Annotated in this window: 19 protein-coding genes; 13 read left to right on the forward strand and 6 right to left on the reverse strand. The window is 72.8% G+C overall.

Going from position 1 to position 18,472, the window contains the following annotated elements; genetic code table 11:
• Positions 1-103 precede the first annotated feature (103 nt).
• Genes ACZ45E_RS13065 through ACZ45E_RS13075 form a run of 3 tightly spaced genes read left to right on the forward strand, consistent with a single transcriptional unit; the run spans position 104 to position 2,500 of the window.
• Positions 104-367 (forward strand): BatC protein, encoded by a 264-nt coding sequence (locus ACZ45E_RS13065; protein WP_468219971.1) that lies wholly within the window; start codon positions 104-106, stop codon positions 365-367.
• A complete protein-coding gene (locus ACZ45E_RS13070; RefSeq protein ID WP_468219973.1) occupies positions 364-1,572 on the forward strand; it encodes a cupin domain-containing protein in 1,209 nt (402 codons plus the stop codon). The genes ACZ45E_RS13065 and ACZ45E_RS13070 overlap by 4 nt, the downstream gene beginning before the upstream one ends.
• A 10-nt stretch (positions 1,573-1,582) precedes the next feature.
• Complete coding sequence (locus ACZ45E_RS13075) at positions 1,583-2,500, forward strand: sucrase ferredoxin (RefSeq protein ID WP_468219975.1); 918 nt, start codon at positions 1,583-1,585, stop codon at positions 2,498-2,500.
• 182 nt (positions 2,501-2,682) lie between these two features.
• Here the strand turns inward: ACZ45E_RS13075 and ACZ45E_RS13080 are convergent, their stop codons facing one another.
• Positions 2,683-3,132 carry a hypothetical protein gene (locus ACZ45E_RS13080; RefSeq protein ID WP_468219978.1) on the reverse strand — a complete coding sequence of 150 codons (450 nt, stop codon included), beginning with the start codon at positions 3,130-3,132 and terminating at the stop codon, positions 2,683-2,685.
• Between the two features lie 201 nt (positions 3,133-3,333).
• Between ACZ45E_RS13080 and ACZ45E_RS13085 the strand changes: the two genes are divergently transcribed.
• Positions 3,334-4,179, forward strand: a complete 846-nt coding sequence (locus ACZ45E_RS13085) for a prephenate dehydratase (protein WP_468219979.1) — start codon at positions 3,334-3,336, stop codon at positions 4,177-4,179.
• Between the two features lie 57 nt (positions 4,180-4,236).
• Here the strand turns inward: ACZ45E_RS13085 and ACZ45E_RS13090 are convergent, their stop codons facing one another.
• A complete protein-coding gene (locus ACZ45E_RS13090; protein WP_468219982.1) occupies positions 4,237-5,100 on the reverse strand; it encodes an ATP-dependent DNA ligase in 864 nt (287 codons plus the stop codon).
• 185 nt (positions 5,101-5,285) lie between these two features.
• Here ACZ45E_RS13090 and ACZ45E_RS13095 point away from each other — a divergent pair, with 185 nt between their 5' ends.
• From ACZ45E_RS13095 to ACZ45E_RS13105, 3 genes are all read left to right on the forward strand, one after another.
• The gene (locus tag ACZ45E_RS13095; protein WP_468219984.1) at positions 5,286-5,834 is read left to right on the forward strand and encodes a DoxX family protein; all 549 of its coding nucleotides are present in this window, start codon (positions 5,286-5,288) and stop codon (positions 5,832-5,834) included.
• Positions 5,835-5,968: 134 nt separating this feature from the next.
• A complete protein-coding gene (locus ACZ45E_RS13100; RefSeq protein WP_468219986.1) occupies positions 5,969-7,546 on the forward strand; it encodes a hypothetical protein in 1,578 nt (525 codons plus the stop codon).
• Between the two features lie 31 nt (positions 7,547-7,577).
• A complete protein-coding gene (locus ACZ45E_RS13105) occupies positions 7,578-8,087 on the forward strand; it encodes a hypothetical protein (RefSeq protein ID WP_468219989.1) in 510 nt (169 codons plus the stop codon).
• Between the two features lie 80 nt (positions 8,088-8,167).
• On the opposite strand, the gene ACZ45E_RS13110 is transcribed toward ACZ45E_RS13105, so the two are convergent.
• Complete coding sequence (locus ACZ45E_RS13110) at positions 8,168-9,127, reverse strand: alpha/beta hydrolase family protein (RefSeq protein ID WP_468219991.1); 960 nt, start codon at positions 9,125-9,127, stop codon at positions 8,168-8,170.
• A 171-nt stretch (positions 9,128-9,298) separates the two neighbouring features.
• Between ACZ45E_RS13110 and ACZ45E_RS13115 the strand changes: the two genes are divergently transcribed.
• From ACZ45E_RS13115 to ACZ45E_RS13125, 3 genes are all read left to right on the forward strand, one after another.
• Positions 9,299-9,907, forward strand: coding sequence for a TetR/AcrR family transcriptional regulator (locus ACZ45E_RS13115; RefSeq protein WP_468219993.1), 609 nt, complete (start codon positions 9,299-9,301; stop codon positions 9,905-9,907).
• A gap of 130 nt (positions 9,908-10,037) precedes the next feature.
• Positions 10,038-10,238: a hypothetical protein gene (locus ACZ45E_RS13120; RefSeq protein WP_468219996.1), complete on the forward strand. Its 201-nt coding sequence runs from the start codon at positions 10,038-10,040 to the stop codon at positions 10,236-10,238.
• Between the two features lie 210 nt (positions 10,239-10,448).
• Complete coding sequence (locus ACZ45E_RS13125) at positions 10,449-11,402, forward strand: YihY/virulence factor BrkB family protein (protein ID WP_468219998.1); 954 nt, start codon at positions 10,449-10,451, stop codon at positions 11,400-11,402.
• 3 nt (positions 11,403-11,405) lie between these two features.
• Here ACZ45E_RS13125 and ACZ45E_RS13130 read toward each other — a convergent pair whose 3' ends face one another.
• Both ACZ45E_RS13130 and ACZ45E_RS13135 read right to left on the reverse strand, forming a co-directional pair.
• A complete protein-coding gene (locus ACZ45E_RS13130; protein ID WP_468220001.1) occupies positions 11,406-12,815 on the reverse strand; it encodes a sugar porter family MFS transporter in 1,410 nt (469 codons plus the stop codon).
• Between the two features lie 10 nt (positions 12,816-12,825).
• The gene (locus ACZ45E_RS13135) at positions 12,826-13,677 is read right to left on the reverse strand and encodes a phytanoyl-CoA dioxygenase family protein (protein WP_468220002.1); all 852 of its coding nucleotides are present in this window, start codon (positions 13,675-13,677) and stop codon (positions 12,826-12,828) included.
• Positions 13,678-13,790: 113 nt separating this feature from the next.
• Here ACZ45E_RS13135 and ACZ45E_RS13140 point away from each other — a divergent pair, with 113 nt between their 5' ends.
• A complete protein-coding gene (locus ACZ45E_RS13140) occupies positions 13,791-14,795 on the forward strand; it encodes a LacI family DNA-binding transcriptional regulator (protein WP_468220004.1) in 1,005 nt (334 codons plus the stop codon).
• 101 nt (positions 14,796-14,896) lie between these two features.
• Here ACZ45E_RS13140 and ACZ45E_RS13145 read toward each other — a convergent pair whose 3' ends face one another.
• A complete protein-coding gene (locus ACZ45E_RS13145; RefSeq protein WP_468220007.1) occupies positions 14,897-15,784 on the reverse strand; it encodes a carbon-nitrogen hydrolase family protein in 888 nt (295 codons plus the stop codon).
• A gap of 245 nt (positions 15,785-16,029) precedes the next feature.
• On the opposite strand from ACZ45E_RS13145, the gene ACZ45E_RS13150 reads away from it, so the two are divergent.
• Both ACZ45E_RS13150 and hisD read left to right on the forward strand, forming a co-directional pair.
• Entirely contained in the window at positions 16,030-16,941 is a 912-nt protein-coding gene (locus ACZ45E_RS13150; RefSeq protein WP_468220009.1) for a LysR family transcriptional regulator, read from the forward strand.
• A 115-nt stretch (positions 16,942-17,056) separates the two neighbouring features.
• Positions 17,057-18,418, forward strand: coding sequence for a histidinol dehydrogenase (hisD, locus tag ACZ45E_RS13155; RefSeq protein ID WP_468220012.1), 1,362 nt, complete (start codon positions 17,057-17,059; stop codon positions 18,416-18,418).
• Positions 18,419-18,472 lie beyond the last annotated feature (54 nt).

Consider the following 18,472-nt stretch of genomic DNA (forward strand, 5'->3'; position numbering starts at 1 on the left):
CCGGTTGCCGGTGCGCGGGGTGTGAGCGAGTTTGTTAGTGATCGAGGGGGTTCGAAAAGGTGCCACCCGCTCACTGCCAGCTGTTCGTTTCTCAGGAGGAACCATGACCAACCCCGAGCAGGGTTCGAACCAGCACGAGGGTCCCGCGGACGGTGGCGCGGCCGGTACGCCGGGCGTGCACGACGGCGGCGCGGACGGCGGAGCCGAAGGCCCCGCGGACGGCGGAGCAGCCGGCACCCCCGGCGTCCACGACGGCGGCGCGGACGGCGGAGCCGAAGGCCCCGCGGACGGAGGCGCGGCCGGCACCCCCGGCGTCCACGACGGCGGCGCGGACGGCGGCGCCGACGGATCCGGCAGCGGCCGTTGAGCACTCCCCCCATCGCCCTTCGGGACGCCGGTGCCCGCCCAGGCGCCGGCGTCCTGGAATCGCGCCTGACCGGCCCGGTGAGCCGCGAGGAGTTCGCCCGCGACGTATGGGGGCGCGCACCGCTGCTCACGCGCGGGGCGAGTGATTTCTCCGACCTCTTCTCCGCGGCGGCCGTGGACGAGCTGATCTCGCGGCGCGGACTGCGTACGCCCTTCCTGCGCGTCGCCAAGGACGGCTCCACGCTTTCCGAGTCGTCGTACACAGCGCCCGGCGGCGTCGGCGCCACCGTCTCCGATCAACTCGACGACACGGCTCTGTGGCGCAGCTTCGCCGACGGCGCCACGCTGGTCCTGCAGGCGCTGCAGCGCACGTGGGAACCGATCGCCGAGTTCGGTGAGCGGCTCGGCACGGAGCTGGGGCATCCGGTACAGGCCAACGCGTACGTCACTCCCCCGCAGAACCGTGGTTTCGACGACCACTACGACGTCCATGACGTGTTCGTCCTGCAGATCGCCGGCACCAAGCGCTGGAGCGTCCACGAACCCGTCCACGCCGACCCGCTGCGCGACCAGCCCTGGACCGGCCACCGCGCCGCGGTGGCCGAGGCCGCGAGGGGCACGGCCCGCATCGACACCGTTCTCGAGCCGGGTGACGTCCTCTACCTGCCGCGGGGCTGGCTGCACGCCGCCCAAGCGCAGGGGGCCGTCTCGATCCACCTGACGCTCGGGGTCCACGTCTGGACGCGCCACGCGCTGGCCGAGCAGCTCGCCCGATCGGCGCTGGCGCTGCTGCGTGACGACCCGCGGATGCGCGCCTCCTTGCCGCTCGGCGTCGACGAGCCGGCCGACGAGCTCGGGTTCGTCCGCGAACGTCTCGTCGCCGCGCTCACGGAGGCCGACCCCGCGCCGCTGTTCCACCGCGCCCGGCGGGGCCAGTCCCGCCCGGCGCCGCTGGGACCGCTGGCTCAGCTCGCGGCCGTCGACGCCCTCGCCCCCGGCTCACCGGTGCGGCTGCGCGAGGCCCTGGCGGCGCGGCTGGACGGCCGGCGCCTGACCACGCGCGTGGGCTGGCTCGACTTCGCGGAGGCCGACCTGCCCTCGGTGGCCAGCCTGCTCGACGGTGGGACCCACAGCGCCGGCCGACTCGGCCTCGACCTGGTCGACAGGCTCCTGCGGGCGGGTGTCCTGGTCCCCGCCGAACGATGATGTGGCCTCGGTGACCGCGGCAGCACGCTTCTTCTGCGCCGAGTCCGCCCGCGCGCGCGGCGACGCGCTCGCGGGCACCGCGCCGTACGGCTCCATCTGGGTCCTCATCGAGTACCAGGGCGGCTGGCCGCCCAACGGCTTCGACGGCCTGCCTCTGCCACCGGAGATCAAGGGACTCGTGTTCGACGCGGCTCGGGCGGTGCGGGCCCGCGTGCTTCTGATCAGGCGCCACGGACGCCGCGGGCCCGGTGCGCCCAGGCGCTGGGCCGTCCTGCGGCACGAGAGCGACGGCACCGCCCGCCAGAGCTGGGGCACGTGGGACCGCGCGGAGGATCTGGCCCGGATCGTCGACGCACTCGGCGCCCCGGGTGAACCGGACCGTCCGCCCGTCGTCCTCGTCTGCGCCCACGGCATGCACGACGCGTGCTGCGCGGTGCGCGGCCGGCCCGTGGGGCGGGCCCTGAGCGAGCGTTGGCCGGATCTGGTCTGGGAGTGCACGCATGTCGGTGGTGACCGGTTCGCCGCCAATGTCGTGGTCGTGCCGGACGGCGTCTACTACGGAAATCTCGACGCCCGGTCGTCGGTCGCCGTCGTCGAGGAGCACCTGGCCGACCGTGTCCACGCGGAGCACCTACGCGGTTACACGGATCTCTTCCCGCCCCAGCAGGCCGCCGTGGCAGCCGTGCTCCGGCGGTTCGGCCCGGCCGGGCGGCACGCGTACGCGGTCGAGGCGACGTCCCGCTCCGAGGACCGCTGGCGGATCCGCCTCACGGGCCGGCCGCCCGGTTCCGCGGCGTTCGACGTCGACGTACGGTCTCGTCGCACACCGCTCAGGCAGCTGACCTGCCGGGGCCTGTCGATGAGTTCGGCGGCCGTCTACGAGGTGGAACGGTGTGCCAGGGTTCAGCCGCCGGGAGGCCCTTCGTAGGCGGCTCAACGCCGCATACGGGGGGATGCGGCGTTGAGCCTGCGTCCACCGTATCCGGGGCGGGGCCCGCTTTCGCCGCAACTCCCTTACAGACGGCGGGAAATAATCGCTGGGCCGGAAACCGGTGCGCCCCGCGGCCGCCCCGGCCCGTCGGCTCGTCCTCGCGCGTCGGCTCCCCCGGGTCATTCCTCGTCGGCGGGGCGGGCGTTGTGTCCGGGGCGCCCCTTCGTCCGGCGGGCCTCCTTCATCTCCGCCTCGTAGAGGTGATCGCGCCCCCGGGCGAGGTCGTCGCGCACCTGCCGCTCCAGGTCTTTGTATGGCTCATAAAAGGCGGCGTTGTACTCCTCCACGACCTGGAACGTCCACCGCCCCTCCAGCACGTTGCGGCCGACGAGCTCCCGGTCGATCCGCTCCGCCCACTCCTCGTGCCCCGCGGCTCGCAACAGGTCGACCGCGCGGCCCAGTTCGAGGTCTGCGGTGCCGGTCAGCCGGTGGAAGGCGTAGAGGTGGCCGCGTGCCTGCTCCACCGTCTCCAGCGCCTTCGACACCGAGCCCAGCGCCTCCACCGTCGCGTCACTGACACCGTCGGGCCGCCGGTGCGCGCGGTCGGGCCCATCGAGGTTCTCGCTCATGGCTCGTAGCTGCCCTCCGGTCTCCGTGGCGTACCGCGGCGGCGCCCGGATCACACCGAACGTGTGAGGGCCACCGAGGCGCCCCGGCGCGGCGCCGACGTCTCTCGTTGTGGACAGCACCGCGGCTCCTCGGCGCGAGCGGACTACGGTAGGCGTCTCACTACCCGATCAGGCCGGTCCCCGGCTGGAAGGTGTCTGACAGTGACGACGGTCGCTTACCAGGGCGAATTCGGCTCCAACTCGGCGGCCGCCACCCAGCATCTGTTCCCCGGCAGCGCCGAGCTGCCTTGCGCGAACTTCGAACAGGCGCTGGACGCGGTGACGCTCGGCGCCGCCGACCTGGCGGTCATCCCCGTGGACAACTCCGCGGCCGGACGCGTGGCGGACGTCCACCACCTCCTGCCGGAGTCAGGCCTGTTCGTCATCGGGGAGTACTTCCTCGCCATCCACTTCGACCTGGTGGGCGTCCCCGGCACGGCCCTGGACCAGGTGGAGTGCGTACGCAGCCATGTGCACGCGCTGGGACAGTGCCGCAAGATCCTGCGTGAGGGCGGCTGGCGCACGCTGGTCAGCGACGACACCGCCGGAGCCGCCCGCGAGGTGGCCGAACTGGGCGACCCGCGCCACGCCGCTCTCGCCCCGCCGGCCGCGGCCTCGCACTACGGCCTCGACGTGCTCAGGGCCGGGGTCGAGGACGACCCGGACAACACCACCCGGTTCGTGGTCCTGTCCAGGGACGCCACGTTCGCGCCGCTCGACGCCGGGCCGACGATGACGAGCCTCTTCTTCGCCGTGCGGAACATCCCGAGCGCCCTGTACAAGGCGCTCGGCGGCTTCGCCAGCAACGCGGTGAACCTCACCAAGATCGAGAGTTACCAGATGGGCGCCGGTCTCAACCCGAGCTGCTTCTACGTCGAGGTCGAGGGCCACCCCGACGAGCCGGGCGTCGCACTCGCCCTGCAAGAGCTGCGGTTCTTCTCCTCCGAGGTCCGCGTCCTGGGCGTCTATCCGGCCCACGCGCACCGCCTGGAGGGGCGCGCCGTCTGAGGACCGAGGTGACGCCCCCCACCCCTCGTCCCGGCGCCGCCCGATCGGCCGGGCGGGTCAGCGGACCCGGGTGACCGTGACCATGGCGGGCCGCGCCGCCCCCGCCACGACCTCCACCATCAGCCCCTGCCCGGTGGTGGTGTACTCCTCGCCGCCGTCCGTCCGTGCCCGCCGGCCCGGCCCCGCCTCGGTGATGTGGCGGGCCATCTCGGTGGCGACCGGAGCGATCAGCGTCTGCGACAGCACGTGCCGTCCGTCCGGCAGCCGCACCGCGACCCGCCGCGGCTGGACCCCGGGCCCGACGTAGCCGACGACCTCCGCGTCCACGGTCTCGCTGTACCTGGCCGTCTTCCAGACCCGGGCCGACCGGTACGGCGACGTGGCGCGCTTGGCGACGACGCCCCCGATCCCCTGCGCCTGGAGCTGTTCGAACCAGACGCGGGCCACCTCCGCGTCCTCCGTCGCCGGAACCGGCTGAATGGGTGGCCCCACATCGGCGAGGACGTCGAGAAGGGCCGCGCGCCGTTCGACGTACGGTCGGCCGCGCAGGTCCACGCCGTCGACCGCGAGACAGTCCCACACGGCGTAGTACCCGGGGTACTCCGCCGCCAGCGCGGACGCCCGGCGGGGGGTGCAGTTGCCCCGGGCCTGCGCCGCCGCGAAGTCGAGACGGCCCTCGACCCAGACGACGGCCTCGCCGTCGAGGACCGTGCCGGGGCGCAGCGCGGCCTGCGCGGCGACGGCGAGGTCCTTCCACGCGGCGGTGACCGTGCGGCCCGAGCGGGCCAGGCACTTCACCGTCTCCTCGGTTCGGTACATGACGAGCCGGTGGCCATCGAACTTTGGCTCGTACCACCAGCCCGGGCCGGTGGGCAGCGTGGACACGGACTCGGCGAGCGCGACAGCGACGGGAAACTCCACGTCCTAAGGCTTGCCGAGGACGGCGGAACCCGCAGGCCCGACTAGGCCGTTCGTCGAGATCACGCACCTCCGCGCCGTGGCGCGGAGGACCACCCTCCGTTGTTTAAGTTTCACGCATCGACTACGCTCGTCGACGCACTTGAAAGTTCAAGTTCCTATGTCTCCCTCGGAAGGACCCGCGCCCCATGACTCCCGTGCTGACCAGCCCGGCCGCTTCCACCACCTCCGCCGCCCGCGACAGCACGTCGCCCCACGCCTACGACGTCGGGCTGCTGATCCTGCGGATCGCGCTCGGGCTGACGGTCGCCGCACACGGCACCCAGAAGCTGTTCGGCTGGTTCGGGGGCGGCGGCATCGACGGCACCGGCCAGTTCTTCGCGCAGAGCGGATACCCCTCCGGGAAGACGATGGCGGTGATCGCCGGACTCAGCGAGACCTTCGGCGGCCTGGGCCTCGTGCTCGGCCTCCTGACGCCGCTCGCCGGCGCGGCCGTGCTCGGCACGATGATCAACGCGCTGGCCGTCAAATGGGGCGGCGGCTTCTTCGCCCCGGCGGGCGTCGAGTACGAACTCCTCCTCCTCGCCGGCGCCGCCGGCCTCGCCCTCACAGGACCGGGCAGGCTCGCCGTGGACCGCTTCCTGCCCGGCCTGCGCGCCCATCGCCTCAGCTACGGCGCCGCCGCCGTACTGCTCGCCGTCGTCATCGCCGCTCTGGTCCTGCTCATCCGCGACTGACGCCACCCATGGGGTGAGACGGCTGTCGGACGAACGGCTGAACGGATGACGTGCGGGGCGCGGCGCCGACGCGGCGCGCCGGACGTTCATAGCCTGCGCGGAGTCCGTATGGGGTCGGCCGAGGAGCCGCGCGTATGTCCGTCACATCCACCTGGCGCCGTCCACCACCGCAGGGGACGCCCTCCGCCCGGCTCGCGCCCGCGGCGCTCCTGTGGTGGCGGCACTGGTGGCCGTCGATCGCCCTGTGCGCACCGCTCGTCGCGTACGTCTGGAGGGTCGGCCAGGTCGAGCCCTGGATCTGGGACTACGGGCAGCACGCCTCGGTGATCGACCGTCTGCAGCACTCACTGCTCCACCCGGGCAACCCGCTTCTCGACCTCCCCGGCGGCTCCAGCCCCTACTACACGCCCTACACCGTGGCGGCCGCGTGCGCGGGACGGCTCCTGGGGCTGTCGGCGTTCGCGACGCTCGACCTCTGCGCCCTCTTCAACCTGGTGCTGCTGTTGAGCGGCGTCTGCCGGGTGACCCGCGTCCTCGACACCGGCCGGTGGACGCCGCCGGTGGCCATCGTGTCCGCGCTCTTCCTGTGGGGGCCCGTGGGCCAACTGGGGGCGGGTTACCACTCGGCGTTCGCCGTGGCGCTCAGCAGCGGTTTCCCCAGCTACTTCGCCCTCGGGGCGGCTCTGCACCTGTGGGCGGCGACAGCCCGGTGGGCCCGTGATCCGCGCCCCGTCCCGCTGTTCCTCATCAGCCTGGCCGCCGCGGTGACGCTCATCAGCCACACGATCGCCGGTGCGGGCGCCCTCCTGGGCTGCGCGGCGTTCCTCGCCCGCCCTCTCCTGCGCCTGACCGTCGCGCAACGCCTTCACGTCGTCGCCGCGGCGGGCCTCCTGCTGACGGTCGTGGCCCTGTGGCCCTACTACAACGTCCTCACTCTGGCCGGCTCCCACCAGCTCGACTCCGTCCACGTCCGCGCCTACGAGGACGTGTGGGGCGTCTGCGGCTTCGGCGCCCTGGGTCTGTTCGCGGCCCTGACGCGGCTGCGCCGCGACCGGCTCGACCCCCTGGCCCTGCTCGCCGCTGTCTCCCTGGCCGTGGTGGCGTACGGATGGTTCAGCGGCGCCTACACCCTCAGCCGCCTGCTCGTCTTCGCGATGATCGCCCTCCAGCTGTCGCTCGCCGTCGAGCTGATGACGGGGTGGCGCCGGTCCGCCGGCACCCGACTGCTCGCCGCGGCGACGGCTCTGGCCTGCGCGGTCGGCATCTGGGCCCAGTCCTCGCCCCTCGTCTGGCTGGTGCCCGGGGAGCACAGGGCGACAGCCCAGAAGTTGCTGCCCCGCCCCTACGAACTCTGGCCCCACCTGCGCTGGGCCGCCGTCCACATGCGCCGCGGGGATGTCGTCGCGGCCACCGCGAAACCCCTCGACCACCTCATCCCCGCCTACGGCATGTCCCTCGTCAGCCCGGCATGGCCGGATCCGGCGCTCGACCCCCGGGACGGCGCCGCCCGATGGCAGGCGCAGCGCACGCTGTTCACGGCGGGCACCACACCGGCGGCCCGGAGGACGATCCTGGCGCGGTACCGGGTCCGCTGGATCCTCGCCACGGCCGGGCAGGCGCCCCTGTTCGCCCGGGACCGGGGGGTGAGCGAGGTGCGCCGAGGGCCGCACGGCACGGTCCTCTTCAAGGTCGGGCCTGCGCGTTCCGGCTGACGGGTACGGCGAGGCGGCGTACCTTCAACGCATGGACGGCGAGACGTGGTTGGCGTCCTGCCACCCTGATCCGGAGGAAGCGCAGCGGCAGTGGGAGCGGCCGCCGTATCTGGCGTGCCTGCCGACCGGACGCTGCTTCGACGCGCTGCGCCTGGCCCAGCCGCTCGGTCTGACGGTGCTGTGGGAGCTCGGCGGCCTGGCCGAGAAGGTGCCGGTGCTCGAACAGCATGTCGAACGGCGCCCCGTCTTCTACATCCTGGCCCGGCCCGACGCCCTGTCCGGCTGGCCCGACCAGCCGGACACCTCCACCGTCCTGACGGGCGGCACAGGGCTGAGCGTGCCGTCCCCGCACGCCGATCCCCTCACGGGCGTACAGCGCCACTCCCTCCTGTGGCGCACCGCGCCGGACGGCAGCGGGCTGCTGGCCGATCCGGACGTCCTGCGCTCGGCGCTCGCCCTGGCCCGCGACACCGACCGGCAGAACGCCCGGGTCCGGGCAGCCCGTTCGGCCTTCTACGGTGCCAAACACCGACGCAAGTGATCCGCACGCGCGTCGCTCTCCTGGGCGACGGCTGAGCCGTACGGAACGGGTCGCGGATGCCGGTGCGGCCGGGAGGTTTGCTACTTGGACTCGACGCGGCCCACCGGTCCGGGACCGGCCGCCAGCTCCTCGCACGCGCTCTGCCAGGCGTGGTCGCCGGGCAGCAGCTGAGTGCGCAGGTACGCCGCGGTGAGCCCGGCCAGGGCGGTGACCCGCTCGGGGTTCTCGTCGGTGGTCTCGGCGGCGTCGTACCCGGAGATCCCGCCGAGTCCGTGCTCCGCGTCGAAGAGGGTGAGCAGCGTCTTCGGGCCGGGGGCCAGGGTGTACGGGTCGGCGTGCCACTCCGGCCCCATGTCCGTGAAGTGCCGGGAGTCGTCCTTGTCGCCGGCGACGACCAGGGCGGGGGTGGTCATCGCGGAGAAGTCGATGGTCCGGAAGGCCGGCAGCTGTTCGGCCATGGGCCCGTTGAGCACGCCTCCCCTGCCGGGTGCGGCGAGGAGCACGCCCGCCTTGATCCGGGGTTCGACGAGGCGCACGTCCTCCCCGCTGTCGGGGTCGGTGAGACGGGCACCCAGCAGGAGGCTCGCGGTGAATCCGCCGAGCGAGTGTCCGGCGACGGCGACCCGGGTGCGGTCGACGCGCCCGGCGAGCTGCGGCACGGCGTTCTCGACCTCGTCGAACCGGTCGAGGATGTGTGTCATGTCCTCGGCGCGGGAGTTCAGGAAGAACGGCGCGCCGGGGGCGTCGGCGACCAGCCGGGCCAGTGTCCTTGAGGTCAGGTGGGTGGGCTGGACGACGACGAATCCGTGGGACGCCCAGAAGTGGGCGAGCGGCCCGTAGCCGTTCAGCGAGGAGAGGTTGTTGGAGGGGCCGTGGCCGTGGGAGAGAAGGATGACGGGAAGGCCGCTCCCGGTCGCGGGTGCGGAGACCCGTACCTGGAGGTCCACCGGGCGTCCCGGTACGGACAGCACCACCGGGCTGTAGGACAGGACGGGGGCGGGCGCGCCGAGAATGCGGTCGGCGGTGGCGGAGGCGTTCATGAGGTGCGGTTCTCCTTCTGCGGTCCCCACCCCGCCCGCCGGGCATGCCGCGCCTGCGGGCGGGGTGGGGAGATCGGAAGCGTCCGCCTCGGCTAACCTGAAGCGGAGCGCTGCTCCACTAATATCCGGAACACTGCTCCGCTTTGTCAAGCGGCTCAGGAAGGACATGGCATGACCACCGACAGCCCCACGGGGGAGACGTCGCCCCGAAGCAAGCGGGTCGACGCCCAGCGCAACCGGGAGACGGTGCTCACGGCAGCCGCCGAGGTCTTCGTGACCTCCGGCGTCGACGCGCCCATCCGGCAGATCGCGACCCGCGCGGGCGTCGGCATGGGCACGATCTACCGCCACTTCCCGACCCGGGCCGAGCTCGTCACCGCCGTCTACCGGCACCAGATCGAGGCGTGCGCCGAAGCCGGCCCGACGCTGCTGACCGAGGCCGCGACTCCGTTCGACGCCCTGCGGCAGTGGATCGACCTCTTCGTCGACTTCCTCGTCACCAAGCACGGCCTCGCCGACGCCCTGCAGTCCGACAGCGACCGCTTCGCCGCACTGCACACCTACTTCCTCGACCGCCTGATGCCGGTCTGCGCCCAACTGCTGGACGCCGCGGTCGACTCCGGCGAGATCCAGCCGGGCACACGGCCCTACGAGCTGATGCGCGGGATCGGCAATCTCTGCGTCGGTCGTGACAAGGACCCCCGCTACGACCCCCGCCGCCTGATCGCCCTGCTCCTCCAGGGTCTGCGGGGCCCCGGGCCGGCCACGCCACACCCGTAGCCGCGCGGAGGTTCCGCGCCGTCGCCCGTGCACCCGGTCGGGTGACCCCCGCTCCCCCGGAATGCGCTTGGCGGGCGGCCACCGCACCGTGGGTTCTGTCCGACACAACCCCACGACCGACGGAGTCGACATGGCTGACCGGAGCAACTACCAGGACCCCACCTCGGACCCGTTCGACCCGCAGGACGAGCGGGGCCGCCAGGAGCCCGAGCGCGAGCGGCAGGAGCCGGGGCGCGAGAGGCGCCGCGAGGACGACGACACCCAGCCGCTCCTCCCCGAGGAGGACCGCACGGGCTACGAGCGTCCGCGGGGCGGCGAGGAGTACCGGTAGACCCCGGCCGGTACACGGCCCCGCCCGACGCCACGCCGCACGCTGCCCCCGATTGCCCGACGCATTCGGGGGCAGTGGTGTGCGCGGAACGCACACGGGTGCGTTCCGCGCTGACGTGGGGAGCAGACTGTGCCATCAGCCGTCGCGTACGGGGCGTCGCCGGCCCGTGGTCTCACCGGCCGGGTCCGCCCGGTACGGCAGGACAGGTAGATGGGGACCGCGACGAAGGTCCCCGAGACACGGGACATGCGGGGCGACGAACTCTCCGGCGACGAGGCGTACGAGGCACTGCGCCGCTACGGCGGCCGCGAACTGCTCCACGACGCCTTCGTCCGCTTCCGTTACGCGGACGGGTTCAGCCATGCCCGGGCCCTTGCGCTGCAGACCGTGCTGGCGCTGATCCCGCTCGCCATCGTCTTCGTCGGCCTGTCGACGACTCTGCACACCGAGAGCATCGGACGCTTCGCGGAGGTGGCCATCCACCGGATCGCCCGGGGCCCGAGCGCCGCGGTGGTCGACGACGCGCTCGCCAGGAGCCGCCGCACGGCGGACGGGGGCACACAGGTCGCCCTCTGGTTCGCCCTCGTGTTCTCGCTCTCCAACATCACCACCGCCATGTGCCAGGTGGAACGCGGCGCCAACCGCATCTACGGCAACGAGCGCGACCGTCCCTTCCTCAGGAAGTACGCGCGCGGGCTCGTCATGGCGGTCAGTGCCGGGCTCCCGCTGGGCCTCGGCTTCATCATGCTGGTCGCGGGCCGCGACCTGGGGGCGGCGGCGGTCTCCGTCTACGGTCTCGGTGACGGAGCCGACGCCGCCTGGGAGATCCTGCGCCGGCCGCTCGGCCTCGCGCTCGCCCTGCTCTCGGCGAGCGTCATCTTCAGACGCTCACCGCGCCGCCGCCAACCCGGCTACACGTGGCTGGCGTTCGGCGCGGCCGTCTATCTGGTGCTGTGGTCCCTGCTGACCTGGGGGCTGAGTCTGTACCTCTCGGTCAGCGGTTCCTTCGACACCGTCTACGGGCCGCTCAGCGCCTTCATGTCGCTGCTCCTGTGGGCCTACCTCACCTCCATCGCGCTGTTTCTCGGCCTGTCGTTCGCAGCCCAGCTCGAAGCCGCCCGCGCCCTGCGCCCGGGCCCCGCCGACCCCGATCCAGGCGTGTGAACCTCACTGCCTCTCCAGCGCCTCGCGGAAGGGCAGCGGGCTGTGCAGGGCCTGCTCGATGCTCTCCAGGCTCCTGCCCTTCGTCTCCGGCACCTTGCGGACGACGAAGACGATGCAGGCGACGTTCATCAGCGCGTAGAACAGGAAGGTGCCGGAGCGGCCGACGGCGTTGATCGCCGTCAGCGCGGTCATGGCGATGAGGAGATCGAAGCCCCACACGGACAGCGTGGCCAGGCTGGTGGCCGGGCCGCGCACACTCAGCGGCAGGACCTCGGGGCCGATCAGCCAGACGACGGCCTGCATCCCCACGCCGTTGAACAGGATGTACGCGAACAGCGAGACGACCACGGTCCAGCGCTGCGCCGCGGAGTCCGTCGGGGTGGCGAAGGCGAGCGCGAGCACCCCCATGGCGAGCGCGGAGCCGGGCAGGAACCACAGCATCGTGCGGCGTCGGCCCGCCTTGTCGACCGCGATGGCGCCCACGACCCCCGCGACGACGAGCATCGCGCCGATCCCGATGCCGGTGAGCAGGGCCACCGAGTCGCCGAAGCCCGCGTCGTCCAGGATCGTCGGCGCGTAGTAGACGATGGCGTTGACCCCGGTGAGCTGGGAGAAGGCGGCGATGCCCACGGCGATCAGCAGGGCGGGGCGCAGCCACCGCTGGCGCAGCTGTCCCCAACTGCCCCCTCCGGCCGGGGCGTCGGACGTCACCGCGGTGATCTCGGCGATCTCGGCCGCCACGTCCGCTCCGGCGGGCCGGAGCCGCCGCAGGGTGCGCGCGGCGTCCTCCCCGCGGTGCTGCTCGATCAGCCAGCGCGGGCTCTCCGGCAGGAACAGCATGCCGACGGCGAGGGCCGCGGCGGGGATGACGGCGAGGGCGAACATGACGCGCCAGCCGCCGCTGCCGGACAGCGCCCAACCGCACAGATAGGCGATGAGCTGCCCGATGGCGACCATCAGCTGGAAGAGCACCATGAGCCGGCCGCGCACCGCCGCGGGCGCCAGCTCCGCGATGTAGACGGGCACCATGTTGGAGGCGCCGCCCACCGCGAGGCCGAGCACGAAGCGGGCGGCGACCAGCGTCGTCACGCCGGGGGCGAGCGCGGCCGCCACCGCGCCGACGGCGAAGATCACCGCGACCGCCGCCACCACTCTGCGCCGACCGTGCCGTACGGCGGCGCGTCCCGAGAGCAGGGCGCCCGCCATCGCGCCGAGCAGGATGACGCTGACGACGATCTCCTGTTCGCGTGAGGACAGGTCGAGGTCGTCGCGCAGGTGGAGCAGGGCGCCGGAGATGATGCCGGTGTCGTAGCCGAAGAGCAGCCCGCCGAGCGCCGAGACGGCGGCGACCGCGTAGACGAGCAGCGGCGGCCGCCCCGCGCCCGGCAGGTGGACCGGCGGGCGACCGGTCACCGTGGCCGCCTCAGGCATCGCCCATGACCAGGCCCTCGATGGTGTGCTTCTGCGTGATGGGCGTCAGCCGGTCGACGACCGGGCAGTCCAGGTGGCGGCGGACCCGCTCCGGCAGCGCCTCCCAGAACGCCCGGGTGACGGCGGTGTCGTGGCGGTCGGCGTTGTCCGCCTCGGGTCCGTCGAGGCCCAGCACGAGGACGGGCCGCGCCTTGGCCGACTCGTTCTTCGTGCCGCGGTGGATGGTGAGGGCGGTGCGGGCCGAGATGTCGCCGCGCTGCGGGTACTTGCGGACGGCGCGCTCCTCGTAGCGGCCGAAGCGCTCGCGCGGCGGGAACATGCCGTGTTCGAAGTCGGGTGCGTCGTCCCACTGGGTGCCGGGCGCGATCTCGAAGGGGCCCATGTCCTCGGCGGTGTCGACCGCGGTGACGTTGAAGGCCAGCGAGGTGAGGCGGCGGTCGGCGCGCGTCTCCTCGGGCAGCGGGAAGTCCCGGTGCCACGGCTGGTTCACCGCGCCTTCGAGCGGTACGTCGAAGGCGAGTTCGACGATGCGGTAGTCGGGGCCGAGGACGGCGGTGGCCACGGAGCGGACCCACGGGTGGTCGACGAGGTCGACGAAGCCCCGCAGTTGCTCCGGGTGGATCTCCACGTAGTAGCGGTGGGGGCCGCGGCCCACGGCGCCGTCAGGCCGGGAGCGGGCCTCCGCGAAAGCCGCCTCGATGTCCTCGCGCAGCCGGTCGGCCCACTCCTTGGTGAAGGCCCCCTTCCGCGCGGTGATGCCGTCCGTGTAGAGGTGCGCCACCTCCTGCGTCACGTCGACGTCCAGGTCGGCGGGGCTGACACCGGGGTATGCGGACACAGTCATCCTTGCCTCCTTGCAAGCAGTGCTTCCGCCCATAGATTGCATCGTTGCATGCAACGTTGCAATACCTCTGGCGCAGCTATTTTGGGCAGGGCGTCGCATGAAAGGATGACGCGGTGAGCAGTCGTCTGAAAGATGTGGCCGTCCGAGCCGGTGTCTCCGTGCGCACGGTGTCGAACGTCGTCAGCGGGTCCGCCTCGGTGGCTCCCGAGACCCGTCGGCGCGTCCAGGAGGCGATCGACGAACTCGGTTACCAACCCAACCTCGCCGCCCGCAGCCTGCGCGCCGGCCGCACCGGCATCATCGGTCTGGCCATCCCCGAACTGCACTCACCGTACTTCGGCGAACTCGCCGGGCTGCTGGTGGACGAGGCGCAGCGCCGCTCCTGGACGGTGATCATCGACCAGACCCGGGGCGACGCGGACGCCGAACGCCGGCTCCTCGCCCAGGGCGGGGGGCGCGTGGTCGACGGCCTCATCATCAGCCCCTGGGCGCTGGATCCGGCCGAACTGGCCGCCACGGCACCGGCCGTGCCCCTCGTCCTGCTCGGCGAGCGCAGTCCGCAGGGGGCAGCCGACCATGTCGCCGTCGACAACGTCGCCGCCGCCGACGAGGCGACGACCCGTCTGATCGGTCTCGGCCGGCGGCACATCGCCGCCATCGGCCTGCAACCCCATCTGCACAACGGCACCGCCCTGTTGCGGGCCGAGGGGTACCGCCGCGCGCTCGACCGGGCGGGACTGCCGCATCTCCCGGGCGCCCAGCGCCCGGTGGCCGCCCTGCACCGTGCGGACGGCGCCCGTGCGATGACCGAACTCCTCGACGGGCCCAACGTCCCCGACGCTGTGTTCGCCTTCAGCGACGAACTGGCCCTGGGCGCCCTGCACGTGGCGCACGAGCGGGGCCTGCGCGTGCCCGAGGATGTCGCGATCGTCGGGTTCGACGACATCGAGGACGGCCGTTACAGCCACCCTCCCCTGACCACCATCGCGCCCGACAAGCGGCAGATCGCCGAACGGTCCCTGCAGTGCCTGGCGGACCGCATATACAGCCCCGGCAACGCGGTCCCCCCGCAGGAGCTGATCGTCCCGCACCAGCTGGTCAGGCGTGGCACCGCCTGAGAGCCTGTCTTTGAACCCCCGTCGTCCGCGCGAAGCGCGGGCGCAGCGGCGGTCGGGGCGCAGACGGGGGTTCAAAGACAGGCTCTGAGCGCGCGCCGCTGTCACCGGGGGCCGCTTCCGCCCTGCCCGGCACGCCACCGGTCGGGGTCGATCCGGCCCGCGTACAGGGGGAGTTCGAGCGGCGCCTGTCCCTCCTCGAAGGGGTCCCACACGCGGCTGAGGCCGGCGGTGCCGTACGAGCGGACCCGGCGGGCCTCGGCGAGGTCGAGCACATCGGTGAGCACCAGCTCCGGTTCGGGCCCGGCCTCCGCGCGCACCCGCCCCTCGGGGTCGACCAGCACGCTGCGCCCGATCCCGTCCGGCGGCGCCGCGTTGACGCTGGCCATGAAGACCTGGTTGACGATGGCGTTGGCCCGCGCGAGCACCAGCTCCTGGGCCCGGTCCACGGTCGGGGTGCGTACGAGGTTCAGGACCAGGTCGGCTCCCTGCCAGGCCAGGTGGCGGGTGACCTCGGGGAACCAGGCGTCGTAGCAGATCGACAGACCGACGCGCCCGTACCCCTCCATGTCGAAGACCACGAAGCGGGTACCCGCCGCCGTGGTCTCGTGGGGCCGCCAGGGGAACATCTTGCGGTACGCCGCGACGCGCCTGCCCTGCGGTGAGTACACGACGGCCGTGTTGTAGATCCGCCCGTCCTCGCCCCGCTCGTAGACGCTGCCGGGGACGAGCCAGACGCCCAGCTCCCGTGCCAGGCGGGCCAGCGCCGCGCCGCGCGGCCCGTCCAACGGTTGCGCCGCCGCGGCCATGACCTCCTCGGGGTCCTCGTCCGGAGTGTGTCCGCACAGGTGCAGTTCCGGGTGGACGAGCAGTCGCACACCGGGGTACGTCCTGGTGAGGCGGCCGACCTCCGTCGCGAAGGAGTCCAGGTCGGGGGCGGCATGGTGACGAGCGGCCGCCTGCACGAGGCCGACCGACAGGGGCTGGGACATCGGGCGGGAGACACCTTCCGGGTGCGGGGCTACGAGAACGGCGAGCGGGAACACGGACGAGCCAATCAGCCGGGTCGTCCGGGGACAAGGCCCCTGTTCCCTGCGTGAGCCACAGGACGAACCTGTACCTTCGAGGCCGACGGACATCGCGGGAGAACGAGGACGCCGTCCGTCCCCGGCCGCGACCCCGGTCCCCCAAGTCCCCCAAGTCCCCCGGCACATCGAACGGCAAGGCGCAGAAACATATGACCCTCAATCAGCTGAGGGCCTTCGTCGAAGCGGAGCGGCGCGGGTCGTTCACCGCCGCGGCGCAGGCCATGGACATGGCGCAGGCATCGGCCTCCGAACTCGTACGCCGCCTGGAGAGCGAGCTGGACGCCGAGCTGTTCGTCCGGGGCAGCCGCACCCTGACCCTGACCTCGGCCGGGCAGGAGTTGCTGCCCTATGCCCAGCAGTCGGTGGCGGCGGCGGACCACGGGAGCCGGGCGGTGCGCTCCCTCGGCTCGCTCGGCGGCGGCACGGCCACGTTCGGGGTGCTCCGCAACGCCGACTACTACCTGCTCTCCAACCTGGTGCAGATGTTCCACGCCAGATATCCGGCGGTCCGGGTCCGGCTCGTCGGCCAGAACTCGGCCGAGACCGCCGCGGCCGTCGCCGCCGGACGTATCGAGGCGGGCCTGGTCGTCCTGCCCATCGACGACGAGGGACTCGCGGTGAGCCCGCTCCTGCGCGACGAGGTGTTCTATGTGAGCGCCGACGTGGAACGCACCCGCGCACCCGTGACCATCGACGCCTTCTCCCGGGCGCCGCTCGTGCTGTACGACGCCCATTACGGCTGGCAGGACCCGACGCGGCGGCAGATCGCGGAGCGCGCGCAGCTCGCCGGAGTCACCGTCGATCCGCTCATCGAGCTCGAACACGTCGAGGCCGCGCTGAAGCTGGTGGCCGCGGGCGTGGGCGACACGATCGCGAGCCGCGCGGTGGTCGCCGGCCCCACGTTCCCCGCCGGGCTGCACACCGCGCCGTTCGCGGAGCCGCTCTACGACACCATCGCGCTGGTCAGGCGCCGGGGCCACGCCCTCTCCCGCGCCACCCGGGAACTCGCCCGGATCGCCGAGGACACCCTCCGCGAGATCGGCATCGGCCTGAACCTCTGACCCCCTGAACAGCCTCTTCCGGCGGGTCCCCGCTCTGATGCACAGGTAAAGCCTGTGGATCGGACAGGAACCGCCCCTCTAGTCCTGTACCAGCGCGACGTCTAGCGTCCAGGCCATGCAGATCACGCACGACGAAGCCCAGGCCCTTCCCCCTCTCCAGTGGCTCAAGAAGCCGTCCGTCGACGGTCCCCCCGCGCAGCGCGACCCCAAGGTGGTCGAGCGGGTGTCGCAGATGCTGAAAGAGATCGAGCACAAGGGCATGGACGCGGTACGCGCCTACGCCCAGGAGCTGGACGGCTGGTCCGGCGAGCTGGAGATCGGGGCCGCCGAGCTCAAGAAGTCGGGGGACGCGCTGCCCCCTGACGTCCGTACCGCTCTGGAGATGGGGTACGAGCGCACCCACCGGTTCGCCGCCGCCCAGCGCGAGCACCTGACGGACTTCGAGATCGAACTCGCCCCCGGCGTGGCCGGTGGCCAGCGCTACGTGCCGGTCTCCCGGGTCGGCGCCTACCTGCCGGCCGGCCGCTTCCCGCTGCTCGCCAGCGCCTTCATGACCGTCAACGTCGCCAAGACCGCGGGCGTACCGACCGTCCTGGCGTGCACTCCCCCGTCGGGCGAGCACGGCGCCCACCCCGCCGTGCTGTACGGCGCCTACCTCTCCCGCGCCGACCGGGTCTTCGCCCTCGGCGGTGTCCAGGCCCTGGGCGCGATGGCCTTCGGCCTGCTCGGCGAGGCCCCCGTCGACATGCTGGTCGGCGCCGGGAACGCCTTCGTCACGGAGGCCAAGCGGCAGCTGTTCGGCCAGGTCGGTATCGACCTGCTGGCCGGCCCCTCCGAGGTCGCGGTCATCGCCGACGACAGCGCGGACCCGGTGTGGGTCGCGGCGGACCTGCTCGGCCAGGCCGAGCACGGCCCCAACTCCCCCGCGGCGCTGATCACCACGTCCGAGAAGCTGGGGCGCGCCGTCGTCACGGAGATCGAGCGCCAGCTCGCCTCCCTGGCCACCCGGGACATCGCGGGCCCGGCCTGGCGCGACTTCGGCTCGGTCATCGTCGTGGGCGACCGGGCCGACGCCGTCGCCGTCGCCGACGTGCTGGGCCCCGAGCACCTGGAGATCCACACCGAGGACGACGACTACTACCTCACCCACCTCACCTGCTACGGCTCCCTCTTCATCGGCCCCTGGTCCACGGTCGCCTACTCCGACAAGGGCATCGCCGGCACCAACCACGTGCTGCCGACCGGCAAGACCGCCCGCTACAACGCCGGGCTCTCCGTCTCCCGCTTCCTCAAGCCGCTGACCTACCAGCGCGCCGCGAAGGAGGGCACGGCGGCGCTGGCCCCGGCGGTCGAGCGGATCTCCGCCTTCGAAGGTCTGGCGGCGCACGGCGCGACCGCGACGCTGCGCATCGACCGGATCGGCCGCACGTCCGAGCTGTTCGACGCCGTCCCCACGGACCTGCGCGAGCAGCTCTGACCCCGTCCCCCGCCGCCGCGCCCCGCGGCGGCGGGGGCCACCCGGCCCACCCCC

The sequence above is a fragment of the Streptomyces sp. NPDC030991 genome (assembly GCF_055571235.1).